The 25,776-nt window shown below is 69.7% G+C and carries 24 protein-coding genes, 1 pseudogene and 1 CRISPR repeat array; of the genes and pseudogenes, 8 read left to right on the top strand and 17 right to left on the bottom strand.

Going from position 1 to position 25,776, the window contains the following annotated elements; all coding sequences use genetic code 11:
• Positions 1-127: 127 nt before the first annotated feature.
• Positions 128-583 (top strand): GntR family transcriptional regulator, encoded by a 456-nt coding sequence (locus tag WBK31_RS33495; protein WP_406673699.1) that lies wholly within the window; start codon positions 128-130, stop codon positions 581-583.
• A gap of 1,346 nt (positions 584-1,929) precedes the next feature.
• Here the strand turns inward: WBK31_RS33495 and cas2 are convergent.
• The 10 genes from cas2 to WBK31_RS33445 form a co-directional block, all read right to left on the bottom strand.
• A complete protein-coding gene (gene cas2 / locus WBK31_RS33490; protein WP_406673698.1) occupies positions 1,930-2,154 on the bottom strand; it encodes a CRISPR-associated endonuclease Cas2 in 225 nt (74 codons plus the stop codon).
• Positions 2,155-2,220: 66 nt separating this feature from the next.
• The gene (cas1c, locus tag WBK31_RS33485; RefSeq protein WP_406673697.1) at positions 2,221-3,249 is read right to left on the bottom strand and encodes a type I-C CRISPR-associated endonuclease Cas1c; all 1,029 of its coding nucleotides are present in this window, start codon (positions 3,247-3,249) and stop codon (positions 2,221-2,223) included.
• The gene (gene cas4 / locus WBK31_RS33480) at positions 3,242-3,907 is read right to left on the bottom strand and encodes a CRISPR-associated protein Cas4 (protein WP_406673696.1); all 666 of its coding nucleotides are present in this window, start codon (positions 3,905-3,907) and stop codon (positions 3,242-3,244) included. The genes cas1c and cas4 overlap by 8 nt, the downstream gene beginning before the upstream one ends.
• Entirely contained in the window at positions 3,904-4,764 is an 861-nt protein-coding gene (gene cas7c, locus WBK31_RS33475; RefSeq protein WP_406673695.1) for a type I-C CRISPR-associated protein Cas7/Csd2, read from the bottom strand. Before cas7c ends, cas4 begins: the two co-directional genes overlap by 4 nt.
• A gap of 37 nt (positions 4,765-4,801) precedes the next feature.
• Positions 4,802-6,529, bottom strand: coding sequence for a type I-C CRISPR-associated protein Cas8c/Csd1 (cas8c, locus tag WBK31_RS33470; protein WP_406673694.1), 1,728 nt, complete (start codon positions 6,527-6,529; stop codon positions 4,802-4,804).
• A gap of 4 nt (positions 6,530-6,533) precedes the next feature.
• The gene (gene cas5c, locus WBK31_RS33465) at positions 6,534-7,223 is read right to left on the bottom strand and encodes a type I-C CRISPR-associated protein Cas5c (protein WP_406673693.1); all 690 of its coding nucleotides are present in this window, start codon (positions 7,221-7,223) and stop codon (positions 6,534-6,536) included.
• The gene (gene cas3, locus WBK31_RS33460; protein ID WP_406673692.1) at positions 7,220-9,394 is read right to left on the bottom strand and encodes a CRISPR-associated helicase Cas3'; all 2,175 of its coding nucleotides are present in this window, start codon (positions 9,392-9,394) and stop codon (positions 7,220-7,222) included. The genes cas5c and cas3 overlap by 4 nt, the downstream gene beginning before the upstream one ends.
• Positions 9,395-9,863: 469 nt before the next feature.
• A CRISPR array of direct repeats spans positions 9,864-10,705; the repeat unit is 37 nt; unit sequence GTGGCGGTCGCCCTCCGGGGCGGCCGAGGATCGCAAC.
• Between the two features lie 470 nt (positions 10,706-11,175).
• Entirely contained in the window at positions 11,176-11,736 is a 561-nt protein-coding gene (locus WBK31_RS33455; protein ID WP_406673691.1) for a tyrosine-type recombinase/integrase, read from the bottom strand.
• Positions 11,737-11,753: 17 nt separating this feature from the next.
• Positions 11,754-12,122, bottom strand: a complete 369-nt coding sequence (locus WBK31_RS33450; RefSeq protein ID WP_406673690.1) for a hypothetical protein — start codon at positions 12,120-12,122, stop codon at positions 11,754-11,756.
• A gap of 724 nt (positions 12,123-12,846) precedes the next feature.
• Entirely contained in the window at positions 12,847-13,848 is a 1,002-nt protein-coding gene (locus WBK31_RS33445) for a saccharopine dehydrogenase NADP-binding domain-containing protein (protein ID WP_378785998.1), read from the bottom strand.
• Between the two features lie 39 nt (positions 13,849-13,887).
• Between WBK31_RS33445 and WBK31_RS33440 the strand changes: the two genes are divergently transcribed.
• Positions 13,888-14,586 (top strand): TetR/AcrR family transcriptional regulator, encoded by a 699-nt coding sequence (locus WBK31_RS33440; protein WP_378785999.1) that lies wholly within the window; start codon positions 13,888-13,890, stop codon positions 14,584-14,586.
• Positions 14,587-14,780: 194 nt separating this feature from the next.
• Complete coding sequence (locus WBK31_RS33435; RefSeq protein WP_406673689.1) at positions 14,781-15,035, top strand: hypothetical protein; 255 nt, start codon at positions 14,781-14,783, stop codon at positions 15,033-15,035.
• A 182-nt stretch (positions 15,036-15,217) separates the two neighbouring features.
• Here the strand turns inward: WBK31_RS33435 and WBK31_RS33430 are convergent, their stop codons facing one another.
• Positions 15,218-16,237, bottom strand: coding sequence for an aldo/keto reductase (locus WBK31_RS33430; RefSeq protein WP_364062558.1), 1,020 nt, complete (start codon positions 16,235-16,237; stop codon positions 15,218-15,220).
• Positions 16,238-16,402: 165 nt separating this feature from the next.
• On the opposite strand from WBK31_RS33430, the gene WBK31_RS33425 reads away from it, so the two are divergent.
• The 4 genes and pseudogenes from WBK31_RS33425 to WBK31_RS33410 form a co-directional block, all read left to right on the top strand.
• The gene (locus WBK31_RS33425; RefSeq protein WP_406673688.1) at positions 16,403-17,236 is read left to right on the top strand and encodes a helix-turn-helix domain-containing protein; all 834 of its coding nucleotides are present in this window, start codon (positions 16,403-16,405) and stop codon (positions 17,234-17,236) included.
• Between the two features lie 418 nt (positions 17,237-17,654).
• The gene (locus tag WBK31_RS33420; RefSeq protein ID WP_364062564.1) at positions 17,655-18,041 is read left to right on the top strand and encodes a hypothetical protein; all 387 of its coding nucleotides are present in this window, start codon (positions 17,655-17,657) and stop codon (positions 18,039-18,041) included.
• Positions 18,038-18,172, top strand: coding sequence for a hypothetical protein (locus WBK31_RS33415; RefSeq protein WP_364062567.1), 135 nt, complete (start codon positions 18,038-18,040; stop codon positions 18,170-18,172). The genes WBK31_RS33420 and WBK31_RS33415 overlap by 4 nt, the downstream gene beginning before the upstream one ends.
• Positions 18,173-18,209: 37 nt before the next feature.
• Positions 18,210-18,497: pseudogene (locus WBK31_RS33410) on the top strand (transcriptional regulator); the annotation flags it as partial.
• Positions 18,498-18,538: 41 nt separating this feature from the next.
• On the opposite strand, the gene WBK31_RS33405 reads toward WBK31_RS33410, so the two are convergent.
• Genes WBK31_RS33405 through WBK31_RS33380 form a run of 6 tightly spaced genes read right to left on the bottom strand, consistent with a single transcriptional unit; the run spans position 18,539 to position 24,410 of the window.
• On the bottom strand, positions 18,539-19,069 hold the full coding sequence (locus WBK31_RS33405; RefSeq protein WP_406673687.1) for an SMI1/KNR4 family protein: 531 nt from the start codon (positions 19,067-19,069) through the stop codon (positions 18,539-18,541).
• Positions 19,070-19,097: 28 nt separating this feature from the next.
• Positions 19,098-20,588, bottom strand: a complete 1,491-nt coding sequence (locus WBK31_RS33400; RefSeq protein ID WP_364062573.1) for an ATP/GTP-binding protein — start codon at positions 20,586-20,588, stop codon at positions 19,098-19,100.
• 28 nt (positions 20,589-20,616) lie between these two features.
• Positions 20,617-22,113 carry an SCO6880 family protein gene (locus WBK31_RS33395; RefSeq protein ID WP_364062576.1) on the bottom strand — a complete coding sequence of 499 codons (1,497 nt, stop codon included), beginning with the start codon at positions 22,111-22,113 and terminating at the stop codon, positions 20,617-20,619.
• Positions 22,100-23,263, bottom strand: coding sequence for a hypothetical protein (locus WBK31_RS33390; protein WP_378786004.1), 1,164 nt, complete (start codon positions 23,261-23,263; stop codon positions 22,100-22,102). Before WBK31_RS33390 ends, WBK31_RS33395 begins: the two co-directional genes overlap by 14 nt.
• Positions 23,263-24,132, bottom strand: a complete 870-nt coding sequence (locus WBK31_RS33385) for a hypothetical protein (RefSeq protein ID WP_364062582.1) — start codon at positions 24,130-24,132, stop codon at positions 23,263-23,265. The genes WBK31_RS33390 and WBK31_RS33385 overlap by 1 nt, the downstream gene beginning before the upstream one ends.
• Entirely contained in the window at positions 24,129-24,410 is a 282-nt protein-coding gene (locus WBK31_RS33380; RefSeq protein WP_364062585.1) for a hypothetical protein, read from the bottom strand. Before WBK31_RS33380 ends, WBK31_RS33385 begins: the two co-directional genes overlap by 4 nt.
• 321 nt (positions 24,411-24,731) lie before the next feature.
• Between WBK31_RS33380 and WBK31_RS33375 the strand changes: the two genes are divergently transcribed.
• On the top strand, positions 24,732-25,727 hold the full coding sequence (locus WBK31_RS33375; RefSeq protein ID WP_364062588.1) for a transglycosylase SLT domain-containing protein: 996 nt from the start codon (positions 24,732-24,734) through the stop codon (positions 25,725-25,727).
• Positions 25,728-25,776: the final 49 nt, after the last annotated feature.

Raw genomic sequence — 25,776 nt, 5'->3', positions numbered from 1 at the left:
TCCTCCGTCCTAATTTCGCATAATTGGTTCCTTGAAAACTCGCGTGGAGAGGTGTTTGCCCACGTTAACGCTAGGGGCTCATGGCCACAAGGCTCATGGCAATATGGCCCTGTGACACTCGTGTGTCGTGATCGACTACAGCTCTGGGGTGCCGGTCTACCGCCAGGTCGCGGCTGCGATCCGCGACGACATCACGGCCGGCCGCTACCGGCCCGGAGCGTGGTTGCCCTCGGAGGCTCAGCTTTCACAGATGTACGAGGTGGGCCGCGACACCGTACGCGAGGCCCTGGCCTACCTCCGCGCCGAGGGGCGCATCCTCACGGTGCGCAAGCGGGGGTCGATGGTGGCCGCTGAGCCGAAGCGCGAGCCGTACGCGGTGCCGGCCGGGGCGCGGGTGATCACGCGGATGCCTACGCCGGACGAGCGGCGGGAACTGGCCACGTCCGCTGAGCTGCGGGAGTTCGGTGGGATGCCGGAGGGCGTGCCGGTGTTCGAGGTGGTGCCGGGGCCGCGAAAGCATCGCAGGGTGCTACGTGGGGATCAGGTGGAGCTGGTCGTGGAGGACGAGCCGACCGGCGAGTGAGGCTCGGTGGGCGGCGGTTCTGCGGATACTGCGGCAATGTGCTGACCTGCCAGGGGCATTGTGCGGGTCCTACGGCTGTACTGCTTGACCTGCAGCAATGCCTCGGCGCGACCATTCTGCGGATTACGCGGACGGGGCTGCGCTCAGCGCTTGAAAAGCGTTCTGCAGAGCCGAGCCCTGAACCCCTTCAGCTTGCTGCACGGGTTGCGGCGACCGGTGTGAGCGCGCACCTTCGTGTGTGGCTTGCCCTGGTCGGCCTTGCGGGCCTTACCGCTCCCTTGGGAGAGAGACAGGGCTTGCTTGGCCGGCGCAGGTGGCGCGGAGGGCGTGGGAGACGCTGGTGCTGTCATCGCCGGATGGCTCGGCTCAGTAGGTGACGGGGACGCCATGGCGAAGTGGATGGCCACCGGAGCAGGCGCGATAGGACGTGAGGACTCCTGGGTGGCGCGTCCGAGAGAGAAGCCGCATGTGGCGCTGACGACGAGCGCGAGGCCCGCCCACAGCGCGCTGTAGTTGTGCCTTGGGTCGGATGGTGACCTACGCAAAAACGCGGACGGCGGAAGGTCGTGCATGGTCGCCCCCAAGCTTGTCGACGTAACGGTCGGACGCATGGGTCTGACACTCGCGTCGGAAACCTCGTTCGCGCATTGACGAAGTCATTGCTCGAACAATCCCTTGTTCTGCCAATGCCTGATCCGTCTAACGCATGGATTAGCCGCCTACGGTCAGCGGCCGGTCTTCCACCGCCGCGCGGAGCGATGCGCACCGACGCCACCAAGGCCCTCACCGCCCCGCACCAACCCGGCCGGTGGGTTGCGATTCTCGGTCGCCCCTGAGGGCGACCGCCACCCGCGACACCCTGCGCGCGCGGGCGGTCATCGTCGGCAAGTTGCGGTCCTGGGTCGCCCCTGAGGGCGACCGCCACACGACCGTCACCGTTCACCGTGACCGCGCACAAGGGGTTGCGATCCTCGGTCGCCCCTGAGGGCGACCGCCACTCCGCGCCTTGGCCTTTGTCGTCGTTGTCTGCGAGGTGTTGCGATCCTCGGTCGCCCCTGAGGGCGACCGCCACACTGGAGATCATCCAGCGCGACCACGCCGGCGCGGAGTTGCGATCCTCGGTCGCCCCTGAGGGCGACCGCCACCGGAGGGTCAGGATGCTCTCCTCCAGGCGGGCCAGTTGCGATCCTCGGTCGCCCCTGAGGGCGACCGCCACGGCATCTGAGCAGGCATTTTGCCTTTGCGCTGCAGACGCGCTGGAGCTGCGATTTTCTTACTGGGGGACAATCGGTGACGTATCTCCTTGGGAACCGGTCGTGTGTCGCATGAGCACTTGAGGTTCCGAACTACAGAATGAGTGGATCATGATGAGGAGCGGGTTCGGCGACCCCAAGGCGATGGACCGTCTCGAAGCCGTTGCTCGGCAGTCGGTAGACGCGTACCGAGTCGTCGGAAGCATCGATGATCCGGCTCGCCGAGTCGAGCAGGGTCAGCAGCTCCGCGTCTGTGCAGGTGATCTCGAATACCGACTTCTGGACGCGATGCCCGTATCCCTCGCACAGCTTGGCCATCTGGCGTCAGCCGGCGGCGCCCCTCTGGTGTTGTGGTCACCACGTCGTAGGTGAGGAGTAGTTGCATCAGGTGACCATCCAGGGCACGTACGCGGGGAGCTCGCCGCGCAGGTGGCGGGCGAGCAGGCGCGCTTGGACGACGGGGAGTAACGAAGCGGAGACCTTGCGCCCGAGTAGCTTGTGTGGCCAGTCCTTGTTCTTCCATGCCTGCCACTCAGTAAGAACCAGGCGGCGTCCGTCCTCTGTCATCTGCACGGCTCCACCTGGCAGCGTTTCGAAGTGCTCCTTGCGCAGCTGTTTGCGGTTGAGCAGGTTGAGCGCTAGGCGGTCGGCATGAAGCGGACGAAACTCCTCCATAAGGTCCAGAGCGAGAGCCGGCTTGCCAGGCCGCATGCCATGGAGGAAGCCGAGGTACGGGTCCAAGCCCACTTGCTCGGCCGCGCCGTGGACGAGAGCGCGCGTCAGACCGTACAGATACGACAGCAGGGCATTGACGGGGTCGGTGGGTGGACGCCGGGTGCGGCTGGTGAAGGGGGCGATGTCCGGCGGGAGCCGGAGCATGTGGGTCAGGCCCTCGAAGTAGAGACGAGCGGCCTGCCCTTCCAGCCCCATGAGTTCATCGAGGTTCTGGGCCTCAGGTGCACGGGCTAGTAGATCGCCGATGTCCTGCGCGAGCTTCCGCAGAGTGACTTGAGCGTCTCCGGTCGCGTCGCGTGCTCCACGGAGGATGAGTTGCCGGGAGTTCTGTAGCTTGCCGGCGACGCAGTTCTTCGCGATGCCCAGGCGTACGGCTTGGTCGGCATAGGCGAGATGCTGCGCATGACGGAGCATCACGTTGCCGCGGGTAGGGCCGTCGACGCGACCGAGGAAACGCCCGGACAGGCTCATCCACACGACGGCTCTGCCGTCTTCCGCGCACCGAGCGAGCAGTTCGGCGGAAAGAGAGACGTGACCGTACACGACGATGCCATCTAGGCGGCGAAGGGGCAGCGTCTTCTTTGGTGATTCCGGCACGACGACTTTCAGGCTGTCGTGGTCGAGATGGAGGCTGGCTCCTTGCGTTTGGACGTAGAGGGTGTTGAGGAGTTCAGTCATCCCATGCCGCCTCGGGTTGAGGGGAAAACAGGTTGGTCGCCGCGCGCTGGACTGTCTCCTTGCGGGCCAGGACCCGAGGCATGCACATGTCATGCATCGAGCAGCGTCGGCACCGCTTGTCGGCCACGGCCTCAGGGAGCGAGGCCGATGCAAGGGTGTGCCGTACTTCGTCGGCGAGGGTGAGAACGCGCTGCCGAGCGGTAGCGTCGATCGTGACCGTGTGCCTCCGGCGGTCGGCGGCGGAATACACCATCGCCTGCCGAATGACACGGCCGAACATGGCCTCCAGACACATCGCTTGGCCTGTCACCTGCACGTCGGCAGGGCCGCCTGCCTGATACGAGCCGGACTTGTGCTCGATGGGGATGATCCGACCGTCCCGATGGATCTCGACCACGTCGCAGACGCCGGCGAGACCCAGCCCGTCATGCCAGACGGGAAGGGCACGCAGGGTTCGTACTGCGCCCCGTGTCTCGTGACCTGGTTCGTGCACGCGCTGGTGCATGAGGGTGCCGCGCACGGTGGACGCATCGTCGGCGTAGCCGTCCTCCAGGAGGATGAGCCCGGCTTGGCGCGGGCAGTAGGCATGATGTTCCAGGGCTGACAGCGTCACTTGCATCGACGGGACGCCGTCGGCCTGGCCTGGAACCTCGGTCACCCGACGACCTTGGTGAGCGTGACCCCCTCGGGGAGGTCGTTCTCGACATCGATGGTGTAGTCACTGATCGAGCGCGGGATCGGCCCCACCGAGGAGACTTTGACGCGGCTGAACAGCTCATGAGCCGGAGCCTTGCCGAAAGGGTCGTCGTGGCTGAAGACGTACAGGCCGCGGAGCGCCATCTCGCCGCGCGTGGAGGCGCGGTCGTGCTCGAACATCAGCGTCATGGCGCGCCAGAAGGTCTCCAAGTCCTGGCTGGTGACGCCGGTACGGCGGGCCAGGGGAGCGCTGAAGTGGCCGTATCCGAGGTAAAGGGCGTAGGGGATCATGTGCTTGTTGCCCATCTCGGTCGACTCGCCCTTGTCGATGTCGTCCTGGCGGGTCTGCGTGATGCGCGTGATGCCGTGTTCCTGGGGGAGCACGGGATCGATGGACCGGGAGAAGGTGAGCTGCAGCGGGCCTTGCACGCGTCCGCACGGCTTGGTGCCGGTCGTCATGACGGCGCCGAACATGCGCACGTCGTAGAACGTCTGGCACATCCACTGCTGCGCTTCGAGCTCGGACTTGCGGCGCTGCTTGGTGTCCAGGTTGAGCGCGGCATAGGCCCGCTCGTGCTGGGCGTTGAGCGCGACGCCGGCCTCCACGTAGATGTCGTAACCCGCGACACCCTCATTGAGCAGGGACACCATGTTTCGGATCTTGCGCTTGATCGCCACGTCGGTGACCAGGCCGTGCCCCGTCTCGGGGTCCGTGCGGGGCATGCCGCCGGCGTCGGGGTCACCGTTCGGGTTGCCGTCGCGTACGTCGAACAGGAAGGCGAAGTCGTGCTTGCGGGCGGGGTCCAGGTGAACGGACATACCGGAGCGATCCTTTCTGGATGACGGGGACGGCGGATCAAGCGGATTCGGTGGAGTTCGTACGGGCGGCAGCGGCCGCGCGGGCCGCCTCTCGGTCGGCCGCTCGCTGCTGGTGATAGCCGAGGACGAACCGCCCTTGGCCGGCAAGGTCCAACGTGGCCGGCAGCTCGGCGGAGAACTTCTGAAAGATCTCGTCCAGGCGCTTGTCCAAGGCGTACCCGGCGGCCTTCTTGCTGCCACGCAGCCGCTTCAGATGTCCGGTGGCGTTCTTCCGCAACATGGTGAGGACCGCCAGCGGCCTGGCCATGGCTGCGCCGAAGAACTTGTCGCCGATAGTGGTGTTGACGTTGTCCAGCGCGGTGCGCTGGATGTCCTCGAGTACGGCGAAGACGCGCCCGCACAGGTAGGCGGGGTCGCCGGTATCGATGTTGAGGCGCTCCAACAGAATCTCCTTCATGGCGGGGGTGGCTCTGATGAGCAGCAGCCGCAGCAGCGCGGCACGTGGCAGGTCCACGCGGTTGTCGGCACGGATGCGCTGGATGAGACGGGCCAGCAGGTGGGCGGGCAAGCGAGTGCCGTGTAGGGCCGCAGCCAGCAGGTCACGTTCGGCCCCGTGAGGTGCGGTGTCCTTGACGTAGCCCTGCTTGCCGTACCGGCCGAGGGCGGATGCCATCCGCCACAGTGCGACCCGCTGCGGCCCGTCCTCCCACAAGTCGGTCATCTCGTGGTCGGCGAACCACGCATTCAGGCGCTCGTACAGATCGATCAGCGGGACGTTGATCCAGTCGCGGATCACGACGCGGCTCTGGTTCGCAGACAGGGTCACTGCGTAGAAGTCGTTGCCGTCCAGCCAGTCGGCGCGACGCGCAGGCGGGAGGTGGACCTGCTCGATGATGCTGTTGACGTCCTGTGGCTGGGCGTCGCGGACGGCACCCAGCAGGGAGAACGGGGCTGGCCGACGTAGCCACCAGACGAGGACGCTGTCGGAGCTGCGGTGATGGTGCTGCCGGTCTGACAGGAGGGTGTTCAGTACAGACATCGACTGCCCGCCGCAGGAGACGCAGATCGGGGTGTTTACCAGCTGGAGGGTGCCACCACGTCCGTGGGCGGCCTTGTTGATGGAGACAAGTTGCGCGTTTACCCCGCGACCACCGGTGACGGGAATACCGCCCGGTCTAGTAGGCACGGGGATAGTGTCCAGTAGGCGGCCCGGCTCGCCGCAGGACAGGCAGATGCCATGACCGTCCTGGGCGCTCTTACGCTCCAGGACGATCTGCCCCCACATCTCCACTGCGGATGGCAGGTCGTGGACCCATCCCTGATCTGTGCGGATCGCTACCACGTCAGACGATTTGGCCTGCTCGGGAATTGTCACTTGCGAGATGCCGCGTTCCAGGAAACGGACTACCGGCTCGGCACGGGGTTCGTCTTTGGCCCAGCGGTGGACCAGCTCGGCGAAATCCTTGGCGCGTTGGCGGGCGTCGGCCAGCTGCTTGTCGCTGTCGTCCTTCGGCATCGCCAGGACGTACTGCAGCGTGTCGGTGAGCAGGAATGGCTGTGAACCAGTGCCGGAGCGCTGGACGTACGGGGTGTCGAGCAGTATCCCTGCCTTGGCTTCAGGAGTGCTCAAATCCACCAGGGTGCCTCCCCGAGGCCTTCCGTCCTGGTCCAAGTCGATAGCCCACCGTACGGGCCGGTTGAGGTAATAGGGCGGCGGGAGGTCACGTCTGTCGCGGGCGTGCACCGCCAGCTGTTTGATCAGCATCGGATCACCGCCTGCCACCGGTACGTGTTCCGGCCGTGGGCAGCTCGATCCCCTCACGCGGGATTCTCATCACGCCCTGCCGCATTTCGGCTTGGAACCAGCGGTAGCTTTCGCCGTCCCGGCCGTACGCGATGCTGTGCAGCATGACGCCGAACGACTCGTCTTGGGGGATCGGGTCGCAGTCCGTCTTCGGGTGGAACGACGCGGAGAACTCGCGGACCCCCAGGAAGGGCTGGGAGAAGCAGGCTCCGCGCTCGACGCGCCGGCGGAACTGGTCCCGGTACTTGGCCGGGGGATCAGTGGCATGCTCGCGCAGCCGGATCTGGGCCTGTATCCGGTAGGCCACATCGCGCAGGCATACCATGTTGCGCTGGTCGCGATCGGCCTCCGCGTCGAAACGCACGCTGGTGTCGGTCATGGCATCGCGTACCCACGCCATGGTCAGCATGGAGGCGACCTCGTTGCGGCGGATCGAGATCCACCGGATGGGTTTCAGCACGTCGATCTGCTGAATCTGGTAGTCGAACTCCGGCTTCCAGAAGATCGCTTCGAGCACGCCCTTGGCGGCCGACGGCGTCATGACCGGGTAGCTCATGCGTTCGGTCTTGAACTCGGGACGGGTGAAGCAGGCGTAGGGCGCCTCGACCTCCACCACGAGCGGCGGAGGCGGGTGGTGAACGCGACGGTTGGTCAAAACACCAGCTCCTGTGGGTCGGGAGAGGCCAGTTCGATGCCTCGCTGCGGGTGATAGTCACCAAGCCATTCGATGAGGTCGCCCACGACAGGGGCGGCCAGTCCTTCTTGCAGTGCCTTGCTCGCCGCCCCCATCGGCAGAGTGGCCAGGTAGGGGCGTAATGCGCGAAGCTGCGCCCCCGCACCCGGATGGCCGGCGCGAAGGTGGGCGAGGATCCGGTCAAGCTCGTCGGTGTCGCCGTAGCGCACCGCGACAGGAACGGTCCATTCGTCGATCATGCGAAACAGCTCGGCGACACGGGGGAAGTCGTGAGCCTGCCGTGCCTGCTGGATCTCCTGGCCTGCCGCTTCGACGTTGTGGAAGTCAAATCTGGCCTGGTAATAGGCCAGCAACGCGTCCAGGTCGTCGGGCGGGCAGTGCGGGCCGAACCTGCTGCGGGTCGCCTGCAGCGCGGCGCCGTAGAGCATGTCGGCCGCCTCGTTGCCATCCTCGGGGTCGAAGATGGTGACCTGTCCGTACGGCAGCCGCCCGCTGCGATTCACACGGCCGGCTGCCTGCAGCAGGGAGTCAGCGGGAGCGATGGCGCGGAAGCCGGCAGGGAAGTCGAGGTCGACGCCCGCCTCCACCAGCTGCGTACTCGCCACGGCAACAGGCTGTTGGTCGGCGAGGAGGTTCTTGATCTTATTCAGGGTGTCGCGCCGGTGCGCCGCCGCCATCCGCGTCGACAGATGAAGGGCCGGACGATGCTCCTCCATGAGTTCGTGCATCCGGGCGGCGTCTCGGGTGGTGTTGACCACTACCAAGACCTGAGGCTCTGCTGCTGCCTGCGCGGCGATCTGCGCCATTGTGGGCTTGGGATCTATTAGCCACCGGTAACGGACTCGGTTCAGTGCTTTGTAGAGCGGTTTCGGCTGGGGGATGACGTCCTCGATGCGAACGTCGCGCAGCGGACTGAGTAGTTCGAAAGGCGGCTGAGTCGCTGAGGCCAGCACCACCGTTGCCCCGAACCACTGCGTGAGGCTACGCAGCGCGGACATGATGGGGATCAAGAGGCGGTCGGGCAGCGCCTGCACCTCGTCCAGCACGATCACCGAACCGGCCAAGCGGTGCACCCGGCGCATCGCCGCAGGCTTGTGCGAGAACAGCGACTCGAACAGGCGGATGGTCGTGGTCACGACGAAGGGGGCGTCCCAGTTCTCCGCAGCCAGTCGCTGCCATCTCTTGCGTGCGTCATCGTCATCGAGGTCGATGCCACTGTGGTGCTCCAGCACCACCGGGTCTTCGCCCTCGACGTCCAGGAGGCCGCGGTAGACCGAGGCGTTCTGCTCCGTGATCGACATGAACGGAACGGCGACGATGACGCGCCTTAAGCTGTGCCTCCGGGCGTGGTGCAGAGCGAAGCCGCCGGTCGCAAGGGTCTTGCCTGAGCCTGTGGGTGCAGGGATGCGGTAAATGCCCTGGGGACCCCCGGCTGCCTCCAGGCAGTGCTGATAGACCTCCTCACGCAGCCCATCGATCGGCGAACTCGGTGATTCGGCGAGCAGAACCTGGCGCGCCTTCTCGAAACGCTCCACCAGATCCGAGGCGGACACCGGGTGAGAAGGGCGCGGCGCTGCGGCGAAGTGCTCCTCCGTGTCCAGGAAGTCGGCGTCTACCACGGCGCTATAGACCATGCGCACCAGAAGATCCAGCGCGTACGGGTCAGCGTCTGCGGCCTCGGGCAGCCAAGGAGGCAAGGCGATCGGTGCGGATGGGTGGATCTCCGGGACTATCTCCGCCACCTTCTGGATAGCCTCCGCGACAAGCGGGTCCTCGTCGGCGCAGAACAGCTCCTGCCTGAGGCGCTTCCGGTCAGGCAATCCTCCGTGATGCCCGAACACCACTGCCGACATGATCCCCAACCCATGCCGGTCCAGCAGCCAGGTCCCCGCGTGCTTGTGCGGGATGCCCACACGGCCGCCGGAGAGCTCGGCCTCGATCAGGCCTCGCTGCCATTGGCACGTTCCTTTTCCGACGTCGTGCAGCAAGCCACAATGAGCTGCGAGCGGCCCCGCCCCGAAGATCTCACCGAAGGCTCCTGCACGCCAGGAGGTTCCCCGGAGATGATCGGCGAGGCCATGGCGAAGCCCGTCCACCTCCCGGGCACTATGCGCCCACAAGAGTTCAGCCACACGACACCCCTTGCTTCGAGGAATCTTGCGTGAGCTGAACTGTAAGAGATGGCACCGACAGTTTTGCTGTGTTCTGGCATACCCGACTCAACTATGTCGATCGCCTCATGTCCTGGCTGCGGTTATTGCGCCATGCATGTTGGCTGCTGACCGTCACAAATATGGCATTTGTAGGTGCATAGGTTGTATATGTGGTTTTCGACCTTGGGTGCTTAATGTCCTGTGATGGTCGCTAGTCGCCGCGCTTGGGTTCCCAAGCGTGGCTGGAGAGGAACTGGGTGGCCCCAACGGATCTATAGTTTGTCGGTGGTCTTATCTTGAGCGGTCACCTAGGCTGCTTCGGAACCTCAAGTGCTCATGCGACACGCGATAGGTTCCTAAGGAGTTTTCGACCAGTTTGTTCCTTGGTAAGTGAATAACTGTGCTGTCGTTTCGGTGTTGAACGGGGTGTTATACCTGCTCAGACGCCGTGGCGGTCGCCCTCCGGGGCGGCCGAGGATCGCAACGCGAGAGGCTCGGCCACGACGGGCGAGACGAGAGCGTGGCGGTCGCCCTCCGGGGCGGCCGAGGATCGCAACTCGTCGCTGGCGGCGTCCGCAGTCTGCCGGCCGTAGTGGCGGTCGCCCTCCGGGGCGGCCGAGGATCGCAACGTGCTCGGGGTGCTCGCGCTCCATCGACCAGTCGGGGCAGTGGCGGTCGCCCTCCGGGGCGGCCGAGGATCGCAACTGCGTGGATCCACGCCCTCGGTCGTCCCTCTCCCCCATGGTGGCGGTCGCCCTCCGGGGCGGCCGAGGATCGCAACACGTCCACCGCGTCCGTGACGATCACCGGCGGCGAGTGGCGGTCGCCCTCCGGGGCGGCCGAGGATCGCAACGACACCTTCGAGCCCGTCCAGATCCACGCCGACCCGGTGGCGGTCGCCCTCCGGGGCGGCCGAGGATCGCAACTGATAGAGACGCTGACGGTGCCGATAGTGCCCACACGGTGGCGGTCGCCCTCCGGGGCGGCCGAGGATCGCAACCAATCCTCATACGCCCGGTCCCATCTGTGGCCGAGGTGGCGGTCGCCCTCCGGGGCGGCCGAGGATCGCAACCCTGCGGCCCGGTAGATCACCGCCGGCCTGGATGTAGGTGGCGGTCGCCCTCCGGGGCGGCCGAGGATCGCAACCCTCACGCACGAATACCCGACTCTAACGATCAAGTGGCGGTCGCCCTCCGGGGCGGCCGAGGATCGCAACGCCGCCGTCTCCCTGCGCCCGGTGGGCTGCTGTGCCGGTGGCGGTCGCCCTCCGGGGCGGCCGAGGATCCGGATTAGAGCCAGCTCTTGCTCCGCCAGCGCAGCAGGTGGGAGTCGTCCTCCGGGGTGGCTGAGCGACCGCGATTGCGGGACCTTTTCAACACAGGACGGATAGCCTGACATGTGTTCACGGCCAATACGCGGCCAAGTAAAAGCTCCAGCGTCTATTTGCGCAGGTCAGGGCTCGTTTTCGGCGGGACTGTAAAACCGTCGGCTCAGCCTACGCAAGTTCGAACCTTGCACCTGCCACCAGCAGTAAGTGCAGCTCAGAGGCCCTACGGGGCCTCTTCTGCATTTCCGGGGTATGTAGCCAGAGGCAGCCCTGAGCGGCCCGTTGTCGGTGGTCGCGGGATATACGCGGGATGGAGCTGAGGGGCGTTCCCCCAGGTCGAGGCCCGTGTTGCGGGGGCTTCGCGGGATGGCGAGGCCCCGTGAACGGCGAAAGGCCCCGGGGGAGCCGGGGCCTTCGAGTTCGGATCGTGATCTCATGCGGTGAGGACGTCCGCGATCCGTTGGTTCACGATCTCCTCCTGGCCGTCGATGCACTTGGCATAGACCCGCAGCAGCACGTCCACCCCGTGGCCGGCGCGGGCGGCGACTTCCGGGGCCGGGACACCGCCGTTGAGCCAGAGCGACACGGCGGCGTGGCGAAGGTCATACGGACGGCGGGCGAGCGGCGAGGCGACTTGGGCGGGTGTGAGGGCGAGGGTGCGGGCCTCCTGCCAGACCTCGGTGTAGGCCGTCGAGGCGACCACGCCGCCGCGTTCGCTGCGGAACAGCCGCCCGTCCGGGGCCACGCCGAATTCCTCGATGTGTTGCCGGAGGATCTTCACCAGCTCGGGAGGGATGGGGATGCGGCGGACGTCGTCTTGGCCCCGGTGTTTGAGGCCGCGCAGCTCGTGGGTGTCGCCGGTGTCGGTCCAGCGGCGGTTGACCTCGGGGCGGGAGCTGTCCAGCGTGATGTGCCCCCAGCCCTCGGCTGGGAGGTGGCAGTCCTGCTCGCGGAGACCGACCGCTTCGGCGGGGCGGAGCGCGGCGAAGTACATGCAGGCGAACATGGCCATCAGCCGCCGGCCCGGCCCTTGCCGTTGCGCTGGCGCTTGCCCACGTAGGTGAGCGCGATCAGGAGTTCCCGGGCTTGGCGGGGGTTGACCACGACCCGCGGATCCACGGTCTCGGTCGTCTTGGGGACCTTCCACTTGATGCGGTGCAGCGGGTTGGACGGCAGCTCTTCCAGCTCGACGGCGTACTCGAAGAGGTGGTGCAGGACGGCGCGCTTGCGCCGGATCGTGTTGGCGCCGGCCTGCTTGCCGTCGAGGCGGAGCGCGAGGGCGTCCAGGGCCGGGCGGACCGCCTTGGTGTCGTTGAGATCCTGCATGGTGAGCGATGCGGTCTCCAGCCAGCGGACGGCCCGTGCGATGTCGGCGGGCATATCCGGGCGTTTGGCCTCGGGGAGCAGGACGTAGTGGCGTAGGGCCTTGCGGAGGAGTGCTGGATCCGGGCGTCCGGGCTTGTCTCTTGTCAGGGCCGGGAGGGCTGTTGCGAGGGCGTCGGACATACTGTCGCGGCTCTTTGCCGCCGCGTACGGCCTCTCGTCCAGGGTGAAGGCGCCGGGGGCGGCCCAATCGAGGAACTTCTCGTAGATCCAGGCGGCCTGACCCGCCGGGGAGTCGGTCAGGGCGTAGCCGATGGTCTGCGGCCGGGTGCGCTGCAGCAGGTGGTAGCCGGAGTGGACATGGGCGCACGTCTCGCCCTGGGCCAGGGCCGCGGCCTCTTTCCCGGGTCGGCTCGTCGCCGGCCGGCGGCAGGGCGAGAACCTCGGGGAAGTTGAGGTGGACGGCGCGCAGGCCGTCGGGGCGCTGCTTCCCCATGCGGGTGGCCACCACGCCGCCCCAGTCGCCGCCCTGCGCCAGGTAGGAGTCGTAGCCGAGGCGCCGCATCAGCACCGGTTGCGGGCCGAGCGCTTGACGCCGGGGACTACGCGTGGGCCCCACGAGAGGGCTCGTGAGATCCCCACGTGCGTGGGGAGCACTCGGCGGACGGGGCCTGATTGCCCTGCGGCGACGCTGTGCCCGTCGGTGCGCGGTGACGTGATGTCCGCCGGCCTTGATCCGTGGGTTCTGAGTTCGAGGCGCTTGGGGGTCCTACCGGCGGCCTTACTCTCCATGGCGCCGGCCGTCGATGTCGAGGGCGAAACCTTCGGCGGCCAGCTCGGTCAGGAAGGTGATCGGGTCCACCAGGTGCTCGATGTGGTGCACGCCGGCCTTCGCCTGCGGCAGGTGGCGGACGAGCAGGGCGGCGGCGCGGCCGGTCGCGCGGCTCTGTGAGCGCCCGCTGAAGGACGCCCGCGCGGTGCCGGCGGTGACCGTCACGGCGAAACCGTCGCTGCCGAGGTGGACCTTCTCCAGGGTCTTGAGCAGCAGGTGTCGTACGCGGGGGCGGCGCAGTAGCCCGGCGATCGCGGGGCGGCGGGCGGCGGCGAGCATCGTGGTGAAGAGGCGGGAGTCAAGGCACAGGCCCGTGCGGGCGGACGGCACGGCGATCGTCCGGGGCAGCGTGTACTGGTCGGAGAAGGGGAAGCGGTGGACGGTGCGCGCGCCGTACGGCTCGGGGAAGGTCATCGTCCAGGAGCCGTTGAGCGTGCCGAGCCCGTCCAGGGTCCAGGCGATCGCCGCCGAGCCGTGCCGCTCTCCCGAGCCGAGCAGCACGCCGATGTCGAGGCCGTTGCCGGGCGAGCGCTCGGCGACCACGCGGGCCAGCAGGTTGGAGACGCCGGGTACGAGGCCGACGCTCAGGGCGGCGGTCGCGCCGCGCGCCGTGGCGAGATCGTCCAGTTCCTCGATCGCGGCCAGCACGTCAGGCGAGGCCGACACGTCGACATAGCCGATGCCGCGTTCCAGGCAGGTGCGGGCGACCGACGCGTTGCCGGTCTCGGCGCACATGAGCACCGTCGTGACGCCATTCAGCGATGCGGCCAGATCGGCGGGGTCGGCGGCGTCCACGCGTACCGATGTCACACCGGGGATGGGCCGGGCCTGAGCCGGATTGCGTCCGGCGACGATCACCTTCGTGCCAGGGCGTTCCGCGAGGGCCAGGGCGGCCTCGCGGCCGACCGCGCCGTACCCGCCGAGGATGAGGACCGATCTTTTCGTAGTCACGCTACAAGAATGTTTTTGTAGTGACGCTATAGTCAAGTCGTGAGCACGGCACCACGACACGACAGCGGCATCCGTACGGCGAGGAAAGGCGACGGCAGGGCCGCACGGGCCAGGGCGACGCGCGCCCGCATCCTGGCAGCGGCCACCGAACTGTTCACCACGACCGGCTACGCCGGCACGAGCATCAACGCCATCGCGGCCAAGGCAGGCGTGGGCGAGCAGACCGTCTACTACGCTTTCAGCACCAAGCGGGCCATTCTCACCGCGGCCCTGGATGTGGCCGTCGCGGGCGACGACGAGCCCGTGCCCACCCTCGAACGCTCTTGGGCGCGGGAGGCGATCGCCGATCCGGACCCGCTCGGGCAGCTCCGCCGCCAGGTGGCCGGCGCCGGGGACATCTACCTCCGTGCGGCCGCCCTCCTGGACGTCGTACGCAGTGCCGCCACCGCCGATCCCGACCTCGCCGCGGTCTGGTCCACGAACCTCCGGCAACGCCTCACCGTACTCCGGGTCTTCGCCGAAGCGCTCGCCCGCAAGACGCCCCTGCGCGACGGGCTCACCAGCGAGCTCGCGGCCGACGTCGCGCTGACCGTCCTGTCCCCCGAGACGTACAACCTGCTGGTCCGCGACCGCGGCTGGAGCCATGCGCGGTGGCGGGACTGGGCACTCGACGCCCTCGTCGGCATGCTCACCACGCTGCCCCGCCCCGTTCGGTCGCTCGACGACCGGGAGCGATGATCAGAGCCTGTGGATCGGCTCGGGGACGTACCCTCCCTGAGTGGTCGAATCGAAGGCCGCTGAGCGGGCCGACGCTGGCGCGCCGGCCGGGAAGGCTGGCGGCGCTGCCCTGCGATCTCGTCTGGGCCACCACCTGGGAAGAGGAGGCGAACGCCGAGATAGCACCCCGAATCGGACAGCCACGCCTGCCGGTCGTGACCTGGCCGGAGACATCCGGCGAGCACGAGCGCGAAGACCGATGGTTCGGGCTCGGCTGGAAGACCCGCACCCTGGTGACATGGGCGGCCGGACGCTCGTTCGCCTGGGTCGACGACGAGATCACCGACGCCGATCGCACCTGGGTCTCCACGCACCACAGCGGCCGGGCACTCCTTCACCACGTGGAGCCGTTTCGAGGACTCACCAACGAAGACATCGCAGTCCTCGATCGATGGCATCGAGCCCCGTGATTCGATCACCCGCGATCTGCAGGATTTGACGGCGGTCGCGAAGGCGTCGGTCGGGGTCAGTGCGTTCCGCTCAACTCACGCTGCCGTTCCTGAGCGGTGAGCGGGTCGTGCTGAGCCTTGCCTCGTACGCCGGCTTGCCGTGTGCCAGGGCCGGACCACCCCCAGGGCAGGCCTTCGAGCGCTCAGGCCGCCGAGCGGAGCCCGGCGGGGCGGCGGCGGAGGGTGGGGTCGAGCAGCGCCGGCGGCTTGTACTCCTGGTCGAGCGCGGTGACGTCGGTGCCCGGTGGGACGATCTTGTCGATCCGGTCGAGGATGTCGTCGGACAGCTCGACGTCGGCCCCGGCCAGCAGGTCGTCGAGGTGTTCCATGGTGCGCGGGCCGAGGAGCGCGGCGGTGACGCCCGGGTGGGCGATGGTGAACGCCATGGCCAGGTGGGTCATGGGCAGGCCGGCCTCCTCGGCGAGCGGGATGAGCTGTTCGACGACGTCGATGCGGCGTTCGTCGGACAGGTGGCGGGAGAACCGGACGCGTTTGAGGTCGTTCCCGCCGCCCTTGCGCACCCGGCCGGTGAGCAGGCCCTGGCCGAACGGACCCCACACCATGACGCCCATGCCGTACTCCTGCGCCAGCGGCAGGACCTCCCGCTCGATGCCGCGGTTCAGGAGCGAGTACGGCGGCTGCTCGGTGCGGAACCGCTGCAGCCCGGCGCGTTCGGCGGCCCACTGGGCCTGCACGATCATCGAGGCGGGCGTCGTCGAGGAGCCGATCACGCGTACCTTGCCTGCCCTGACGAGGTCGGTCAGAACGGAGAGCGTCTCCTCCAGGTCGGTGTCCGGGTCGGGCCGCTGGAGCTGGTAGACGTCGATGTGGTCGGTGCCGAGGCGGCGCAGGGAGTTCTCGACGGCGGCGGTGATCCAGCGGCGGGAGGCGCCCTGCTGGTTGACGCCCTCGCCCATGGGCAGGCCGACCTTGGTGGCCAGGACGACCTCGTCACGGCGGCCCTTGAGTGCCTTTCCGACGATGTCCTCGGAGTCGGCGTAGCGGTCGGCGGTGTCGATGAGGTTGATCCCGGCGTCGATCGCCTTGTGGATGATCCGGACCGACTCGTCCGGGTCGTTGCCCATCTGGCTGGCGAACATCAGCGTGCCCAGTCCGTACGGGCTGACCTTGATCCCGGTACGCCCGAGGTTGCGATACTTCATGAACGTGCTCCTTCGGTCCCGACCGGCGAGTTGGTCCCCGCCGGCCACCGCCCGTCGGCCGGTGCGTCCACCTTCCGCGGACCCGCGGGCATCAGCCAGTGCCCGCCACAGCCAGTGGACCCGCAGTACCACGACGGGACAGGGCCGAATGCCCATACTGGGGAGATGACCGGATCCACGGATCTCGGCAGGGCGTTGCACGCCTGGCGGGATCGTACGAAACCGGCCGAGGTCGGCCTGCCGGACGACGGAGGACGCCGCGCGCCCGGCCTGCGGCGTGAGGAGCTCGCCCAGCTCGCCGGCCTGTCCGTCGACTACATCGTGCGGCTCGAACAGGGCAGGTCGACGAACCCGTCCCCGCAGGTGCTGTCCGCGCTGGCTCGGGCGTTGCGGCTGACGATGGCGGAACGTGAGCACCTCTTCGTGCTCGCCGGTCAGGCGGTGCCGGGCCCCGGGCAGATCTCCGACCATGTGCCGGCAGGCGTCCAGCGCCTGCTGGATCGGCTGACCGGCACCCCGCTGAGCGTGTACGACGCCGCATGGAACCTCATCACGTGGAACCGGCTGTGGGCCGCGCTGTTCGGCAACCCGCCCGCGCAGCGCGGCTTCGGGAGGAACGCGGTGTGGTGGTCCTTCGTGGAGCCGCCCGCCGGATACCCCCAGGCGGTGAGCAGGGAGACGGGTCACCGCGCCGCGTTCGTATCCGACTTGAAGGCGGCGTCGGCTCGCTATCCGAAGGACGCCGGACTGGCCGCACTGATCGATGAGCTCCGTGCCCGGAGCGGGGACTTCGCGGCGCTGTGGGACTCCGGCGTGGTGGGTGTGCACGAGCCCTTGACCAAGACGGTCCGGCACGCGAGCGTCGGCGAACTCACCCTCGACTGCGACATCCTCGCGGCGCTCGGCACCGATCTGCGGATCATGGCCTTCACGGCGGCGGAGGGCAGTGAGACGGCCGAGCGGCTGCGCCTGCTGGAGGTCGTGGGCGTCCAGGTCTGACGGGCACCGGAACGGGCACACGATCGGGCAGCATCGCCACCGGAGGTTCGCCGGGGCCGATGCCTCTACACGGCCGGCAGCAAGCGAGCTGACGAGAGGTGATCGGTGGGGTGATCTCTCCGGGAGAGGAGCGCCGTCGCCAGAGCGTGAAGTGGGGCGACGGAGACGCATCATGCCGCTGCATGATCGAATCCACGTCGCGCGGATTGAGACGTGCCGAGTACGGTGAGCGCTGATCGGGTCGGAAGCGGTGCGGGGGCCGCCATGGCGTCGAGGTGGGTTGTGGCTCGTCGGAGACGGCGCGCTGCGGGTGCGGTGATCGGGACGCTGGTGGTGCTCACCGGTCAATGTGGTCAGTGATCATCTGCCCGACGGGGTTACGGCGTATCGGTGGGCGTTGATCGCCGGCCTTGTCGCGGTGACGTTACTGATCGTCTGGTCGGCGTGGCCGGCTGGGCGGCGGGTTCGTGGCGAGCTGTTCCAGGTGCCGGTCATGCCGTCGGGGTGGGTGGCCCGGGAAGAGCTGAACGTTGTGGTGCGGGCTTTGACGAGAGCTGCCACGGGGACGGTAGGGGTGACGACCGACGTGCTGGGCCGGGCCGGGCAGGCGGTCGAGTACGACTCCGGCGAGTTCGCGCCGCCGGACTACCGGGGGGCCACCAGGACCCGGCTGGTGATCGACCCGGCTTCCGGCAGGCCCCTTTCCCTCGAAGTCCGATCCGCCGCGGACAGCGGGCTCCTGACGTACACCGCGATCAGGGACAGCCGCTGGGCGGACACCAACCCGTTGAAGGAGCACCGATGAGATTCCCCCTCGCCGTCGCCGCCGGCCTGCTGGTCGCCGGTGCAGCCGCCGTCCCGGCGTCCGCCGAGGCTCCGGAGGGCGCGTGCGCCGCCGGGACCGCCGCCCGGACCGTGCCGCGACGTGCACCGTAGCGTCTTCGAGCTGCTGGAACGCCTGCCGCAGGCCGCCATGCTCGTGCTGTCGGCGACCTACGAGGTGATCGCCTGGAACGACCTTGCGGCGGCTCTGCTCATCGATTTCTCCGCGTTGTCGCGGCGTGATCGCAACCTCGTCCGGTACGCCTTTCTCGGTCCGCGCGAAGGTGAGACCCGGCTGCCTGTCCTGATGGAGGAGGATCGGGTGGCGTTCGGGCGGGAGGTGACCCGGCGGTTGCGGGCCGCCGCCGCGCGCTATCCAGGGGTCGCCGAGGTGGAGGAGCTGGTGGCGGAGCTGCTGGAGGGGAGTGCGGAGTTCGCCGAGCTGTGGGCCTCGCACGACGTCTCGCCTGATCGGGCGCGTCAGCGGCACATCGCGTCGATGACGTCCGGGAAGTGCGGGAACTCCGCGCGGGCGGCCTCCACGATCTCCGCCGGTGAGCGGCGGCCACCCGGCGCGTGGTGTTCGGCGATCGCGCGGAAGCCCTCGTTCGGCTCGGCGGCGCAGCCGGGGTCGCCGAAGGCTTCGGCGGGGCCCAGGCCGGCGGCGAAGAGCCAGAGCAGGTCCCCGAGGTCGCGGGCGATCACGCCGCGCTCGCCCTCGGAGCCGAGGTACACGACGGGCTGCTCGGAGACGGCCGCGTCCGGCCGGACGAGCCAGAAACCGGCGTAGCCGCCACCCCCGGTCGTGCCGAAGAAGCGGAACTCCCGGCCGTCCACCTCCGGGTTCCCGGTCCACAGGCGCAGCCACCACGCCGTACGCTCGGGCGCCTCGAACCGGTCGTACGGCTCGAAGTCGATGCCGCGGGCCTCGTCGGCCTCCTCGTCCCACTCCCACTCGAAGCCGATCCCGGCCACTTCGGCCAGGGCATCGGGCAGCGCCAGATCCGCCATCCTCGGAAGGGTAGACGATCATCAGGGCTCAGGCGTCCCTGGGGGGTCGCGGCTCGGGCAGGGCCCAGCGCTTGTTGGTGCGATCGACGGCGAGCTCGGCGGCGGTGAGGTCGATGTGGACCGGGATGCCGGGCCGGCCGCCCACCTTGACCAGGAACTTCCCGCGGCCGGGCGGCTCGCCGTCGCGGTCGCGGGCGCTGTCCCAGCTCGGCGGGGTGGACCAGTCGACGATCATGCGCTGCTCGGCGGCGGACATGCGGACGACCTGGGTGAGCGCGGCCATCTCCGCCTCGGGCAGCCCACCACAGATGATCATGCCGGCGCGTTCGGCGAAGCCCCGGGCCTTGAGGCGGTCGGCCTCCTCCGACAGGGCCAGCAGGTCGCTCATCGTGTGGGTGATCATCGCCTGGCCGACGCCGCGCTGCCGGTTCAGGCGGGTGAGCGCGTCGACGCGGTCGACGAGGCCGCGCCCGGCCCGCAGCACCCGCCACAGCTCGTCGAGCACCACCCAGAAGCGCCGCTGCGGGGCGAGGCCGGCGTCGGCCAGGGCGTGCGCGGCCTCGATCGCGCCGAACCCCTCCGACCAGCAGGCCAGCAGCACGGCCGCCTGCAGCTCCTGATCGGCCTCGTCGATGCCGGAGATGTCGATGCAGGCACCGGCGGGGGTGTCCAGCCGGATCGGGGTGGTGGTGTCACGGGCGAACGCGTCGCCGAGCGGCCCGTCAAGCAGCCCGAGCAGGGACGCGTGCAGGGGATCGACGACCTGCCGGTAGCGTTCCTCGCTGCCGCGCGCCAGGGTGACCGCGCGCACCGGGTCGGGGCCGACGTCGATGACGTGGATCAGGTCGGGCAGGATGGGCACACCCGGGTGGCGCTCGTCCAGCACCCGCAGCGCCGCCGACAGGATGGTGCGTTCGGTGTCGGCGACGGGACGGCCGCGCACGATCGTGATGAGGGCCGAGACGGTGTTGAGCCGGCGGCCGTGCGCGTCGGCGAGCAGCCGTTCGCGGTCGAGGCCGGACAGCCGCGCGGCGGCGGCGCCGATCTCGCCGGGGTCCAGGACGTTGAGCGCGCCGAGCCCGCGCCCGAGCTTGATGATCTGCCCGCCCATCGCGGCGATGAGGTCGGTGTAGTCGGGCTTCAGGTCGCCGAGCACCAGGGGGATCACGCCGTAGCCGGCCAGGCCGACGATCTGGCGGCGTACCAAGGTGGACTTGCCCAGCCCCGGCTTGCCGAGCACCAGCTCCGACGGGTTGTGGATGAGCCCGGCGCGGGCGAACCAGGAGATCGGGTCGCAGCACAGCGTCGCGCCGCCGGTCAGCTCGCGCCCGAGCGGCACGCCGATCGCGGGCGTGCTGGACCCGACCCCGAACGGCCACAGCCCGCACACCTGCACGGTGGTGCCGCGCCACTCGGGCGGAGCCTCGACGTACGGCACGCGGCCGCCGCCGCGCCCTGCGTACCCGCGCGCGCCAGGACGCCGGACGGGCGGCGGTGACGCGGAAGTCCTCCGAGGCATGGTCAGCTCCCTCCCGGGACGGGGGCGGTCACATGGTCTCCCTGACGAACGCGGGAATCCGCAGGTGGTCGGGCAGTACCAGGCCGAGCGGCAGCGCGGCGGCGAACGCGGCGGCCTGGGCGCCGTACATGCGGCGCAGCCGGATCCGCGCGGATGGGGCGAGCGTGTCGATCGCGGCGACGGCCGCCGGCAGGTCCTCGAAACGCGGGACGGTGGCGGTGACGAGCATCGCGAAGCGCACCAGGCCCGCGCCCTTGGCCTCCTCGCGGGCGCTCTGGTCGGCGGCGGCCACGGCCACGGTGTCGCGGGCGGCCGCGTTGACGCCGCCGATACGGAAGCGGGCGTCCTTGCGGTCGCGCTCGACGAGGCGGGCGGCGCTGCCCGGATCGTACGGCCGGTACAGCAGCGAGACCCGCTTGCGCGCGACGTCGCGGTGCGGGGCGAGCAGGTCGGTGAGCACCGGGGCGAGCACCTCGCCCCTGGGGGCCTCGCTCATCGCCCAGGTGACCGAGATGCCGGAGTCGTGCCGGTAGTGGTCCCAGGACTCCTGGGCGGCGGCCGGGCCGATCTGGTCCCAGGGCTGGGCGACCGGCTCGCCTCCCGACCTGGCCGCCTCCAGCAGCCGGTGGCTCGCGGGGTCGTACGCGATCCTGATCGCCTCCGCGATCTCGGCGCTGGTCATGGGACGGCAGGCGCCCGCGCCCGCCATGCTGAGCCCGGCGGTCAGTCCGGGCAGGCGGGTGGCGATCTCGCGGGTCATGGCCTCGGTGGTACGGGGCCGGCCGCCGCCGCGCGGGTTGGCCGCGTACGTGACGGCGATCCGGGTGGAGACCTGCGCGGAACCGGCGGGATAGGTCCGTACGACGTCGTTCAGCACGGCCGCCGCCAGGTCGGGGGCGTCGGGCGAGAGGTTGTCGGCCACCTCGCGCCGCAGGCGGGTGCCGAGGTCGGGCGCGGTCTCGACGGTGACGGTGGCGGCCACGAGCGACGGCTCGTACGCCAGGCCCGCCAGCCACTGCCCCCAGTGCGCCACCCAGGTGTCCACCTGGTCGCCGTCGACCAGCGCGGCCCCCTCGACGGACGCCTCGAACACCGCCGTGTAATGCCCCGTCGCCGGCACCACGATCAGGCCGAAGTCCCGGCCGCGAGAGTCCTTGGCGTCCAGGACGTGCGAGGCCGCGGCCAGGCCGGGAAGCTGGAAGGCGCCACGGTGGGTGAGGCCGAGCGGCCCCGACCGGTACAGGTGCCGCCCGCTGCTGCGGCCGCGCAGCCACGACAGGCGGGCGACGGCGATCTGCAGCCCGGTACGCCCGTGCCGGTCGCGCAGCAGCAGCATCGGCGCCAGCACGAACGCGAGCACGGCCGCGAGGACCAGCGCGGCCCGCAACGAGACCATCATGGTGATGACGCAGGCCACCAGGCCGCCGAGCAGCAGCAGGGTGCCCAGCAGGCCGAGCTCGCCGATCCCCGGGCTGGCCGGGCGGCGCCAGTTGCCGTAGGTGCGCTCGGAGTCAGCGGTCGCCATCCGGTTCTCCTTCTCGTAGGGGTGTGCCGCCCGCGGTGGCGGCGGCCGCCTTCCTGATCGTCGGGGCGCTCGGGGCCTTGCCTCGAGAGTCGCGGGGGTCGGTCGTGGGCCGCGCGCCCGTCGGCCCCGCCGGGCGCACCGTCCTGCCCGCGTCCATCCCGGGGACGGCGGCGTGGTTCCTCCCGAGCGCGGGCAGGATGCGGGCGCCCGTGGCGACGCCCGCGTACGCCATGGCGGGAACGGTATCGCCGCCGCCTCGGCTGACCGCGCCGACCACCGGGGCGAGCAGCCGCATCAGCGCCGGCAGCGCCGCGACCGCCAGAATGATCACCACCAGGCCGGACATCTGCGCGAGCTCCGACGACGGGGTGCCCATCGCGAGGAAGGCGTAGCTGTAGACGGTCGCCGCGGCGGGCTTGTACAGCGCGAACGCGAGCGCCCAGACGGCGATGCGGGTCAGCCAGGCGCGCCCCGCCTCGGTGCCGCTCAGCGCCGCCGCCATCGGCAGCATCCCGACCAGCAGGCCGAGCAGCGCGACGCGCGCCAGCATGAGCATGATCTGCAGGATGCAGGAGACGATCGAGGCCAACGCCAGCACGATCATCAGCCCGGGAGGCAGTGTCACGCTCTGCAGACCGGCCAGCCGGGTGATCGCGGTGCCGAAGTCGTAGCCGAGGCCGGCGCTGTCCAGGGCCTGGCCGATGATCCAGCCGGAGTAGGCGTCACCGGCCTCGACCAGCAGCGACATCGCCGCCGTGCCGCAGCCGGTGACCACCGCGAGCGTGAGCAGGCCCGCCGTGGCCCGCATCGCCGGCTCGGCCCGCCGCCGCAGTGCCAGCCGCCCGGCGGCGATGACCAGGCCGAGCACCGCGAGCAGGCCGACGTACCAGTGCGTACGCTCCTGCAGCCAGGCCACGGGGCCGACGCTGTCGGACAGCACGGGCGCGGCGGCGCTGCTCCCCGAGAACTCGGCCATCATGCTCAGGACCTTGACCTGGGCCTCCTGCAGCGCATCGGCCAGCTCGTGGATCACCCCGCCGCCCGCCGCGCCGTCGGCGGCGCCGCCGGTGCCCGCGCAGACCACGTCGGATCCGGGCAGGTCGCACAGGCTCGTCCCGGGTTCTGGTGACAGCATTCGTACGGTCCTCATCACACCCCGCTCCACGGCACGAACCCCGCCAGCGAGGTCACCGCCTGCACGCTCGGGCTGACCGACCCGTCGGGCTGCAGCCGCAGCCGCCAGTCGCCGTCGCTCCACACCACGGTGACGGTGCTCACCTGGAGCCGCCCGGTGGCGGCGAAGCGGGAGACGAGCTGGACGGTGGCCACCTCGGGCGTGTACGAGGCGATCGCGTACGCGGCGAGCTGGCCCTTGCCGCCGGTGTCGAGCCCGGTGCGCACCTGCCGGCGCTGGGCCACGTAGGCGTCCCTGCCGGGACCCGGCAGCACCTGCGACTCGACGACGCCGCGCCAGTCGTCGGCGAGGACGAACCGGGTGGCGATCTGCCAGGCGGCGATCAGCGCGCCGGTCGGCGTGTGGGCGTAGCAGCGGTGCACGTCGGCCTCCTCGCGGTGCGGGCCGTGCTCGCGTGAGACGGGCTCGGCGACGCCGTGGAAGACCGTCCACGTGACGTCGGCGGGCGGCTGCTCGGGCAGCTCCTGGGAGGCCGTCCCGGGCGTGGCGGGGCACCGGCCAGACCCTGCGGCGGACTGCGGCGAGGACGGGGTGGAGGACATCTGGGGTGTTGAGGGCGTTGAAGGCAGGGAGGGTGTCGGTGGTGCGGCCGCCGGAGCCGGCGGCGGTGACGGAACGGGCGCGCGGGGCGGCGGCCGGTCGGCGGCGGGATGCCGTTCAGTGCGTACGAGCACCGCCACGGCCAGCGCCGCCGTCAGCGCGACGAAGACGGCGGCCGCCCAGAACGCCGTGCCGCGCGAGGTCCGTGGCGCGGCCGGCTCGCTCGGAGGCGGCGGGGCGGACAGATCGGGCGGCTCGGCGGATCGCCGGCTGGTCGACGTCATGACAGCAGGGCGCTCACCAGGCCGGAGGCCGAACCGAGCAGCACGCAGGCGGCCATCACCCAGGCCAGCCCGATCGCGTGCCTGCCGCCCTCGCCACGGTGATGGATCAGCGCCATGCGGGCGGCCACGCCCATCACCCCGGCCACGCACAATCCCGTGACGATCCACGTCGCCCAGCCCAGCGCGGTCAGCAGCTTCTCCGAACCGGGCGGCGGCGTCCCCATGCCAGGGTCGGGGACGCCGGCGAGCACGAGCACATCAGCCAGCAAACGCGTCATGTGGGTCCTCCGGTGTGATCAGTCGCTGAGTAGATCGCCGGCCCCGTGACAATGCGCCGGGGCATCTTCCGGTAAAGGAAATGACAAGGACCGCCTTATTTCTCGGGAACAGATATTTGTGCGGCTGACGCCATCCGAATATCTCGCAGCATCGGCCGTTGACCAGGTAAAACCTTACTGTGCGGAATCGCGCGCGGCCACTAACGACACCTTTCTCGGTGCGGTTCCCGCAATGGCCGCGGGCGGCGAACGAGTATCGATGATCCCGGCTTCGACAAAGGTAAATGGCGGCGACAAGAGAGGCGTTGGGGCGCGTTCGTCATGAATAAGGGTGGAAAGCTGGTCATGGTGGCGACGGCCACATTTCTGGCTCTTGTGATCGGACTGGTGCTGCTGGTGAGCGGCCGGCCGCCTGGGGCGGGGCCGGTGATCTCCCTCCGTCCCGGCAGCGCCCCGGCCGCCTACCAGGCGTGGCTCAGCCGGGCGGGGCAGATGTGCCCGCACGTCAGCCCGCCGCTCATCGCCGCGCAGGTGGAGGCCGAGAGCGGCTGGCGGCCCAAGGCGCGCTCCAGCGTGGGGGCGCAGGGCATGGCCCAGTTCATGCCCGCCACCTGGGCGAGCTACGGCCGGGACGCCGACGGCGATGGCGTCACCAGCCCCGACGACCCCGAAGACGCGATCATGGCCATGGCGCGCTACGACTGTTCCCTGGCCCGCAGGCTCGCCCGGTTGCCCGGGGACACGACGTCCAACATGCTCGCCGCGTACAACGCCGGGCCCGGCGCGGTGGAGCGGCACAAGGGCGTCCCGCCGTACCCGGAGACTCAGGAGTACGTACGCCGCGTCCTCGCCCGCGTCGCCCACTACACCGACACGTCGGTCACGGCGTTCGGCGCCACCAGCTTCGGCGGCGCCGTGGTGGCCACCGCGCTGCGCTGGCTCGGCACCCCGTACGCCTGGGGCGGCGGCGGCCCCAGCGGCCCCACCCCCGGCATCGGCAGGGCGGCGGACGTCGTCGGCTTCGACTGCAGCGGCCTCGTGCTGCACGCCGTCTGGGCCGCCTCGGGCGGACGCGTCCAGCTCCCGCACCTCGCCGCCACCCAGGTGACGGAGTACGGCACCCCGGTGCCCCGCGACCGGCTGCTGCCCGGCGACGTCATCGGCATCGACCACCGCGACGGGCGCGGCATCAGCCACATCGTCATCTACATCGGACGCGGCCAGGTCGTTCACGCGCCACAGACCGGCGACGTCGTCCGCATCTCCCCGCTGACCCGCTTCTCCTCGGCCGCCTGGACCATCCGGAGGTACGCATGAGCCCACGACCCCCGGCGACCCTCGCCACCGCCCTCACGCTCGCGGGCTG

Source organism: Nonomuraea sp. N2-4H (assembly GCF_045291505.1).
GTDB classification, from domain to species: Bacteria; Actinomycetota; Actinomycetes; order Streptosporangiales; family Streptosporangiaceae; genus Nonomuraea; species Nonomuraea fastidiosa.
Note: the sequence above shows the minus strand (reverse complement) of the source record. Positions and strands in the feature narration are given on the sequence as shown.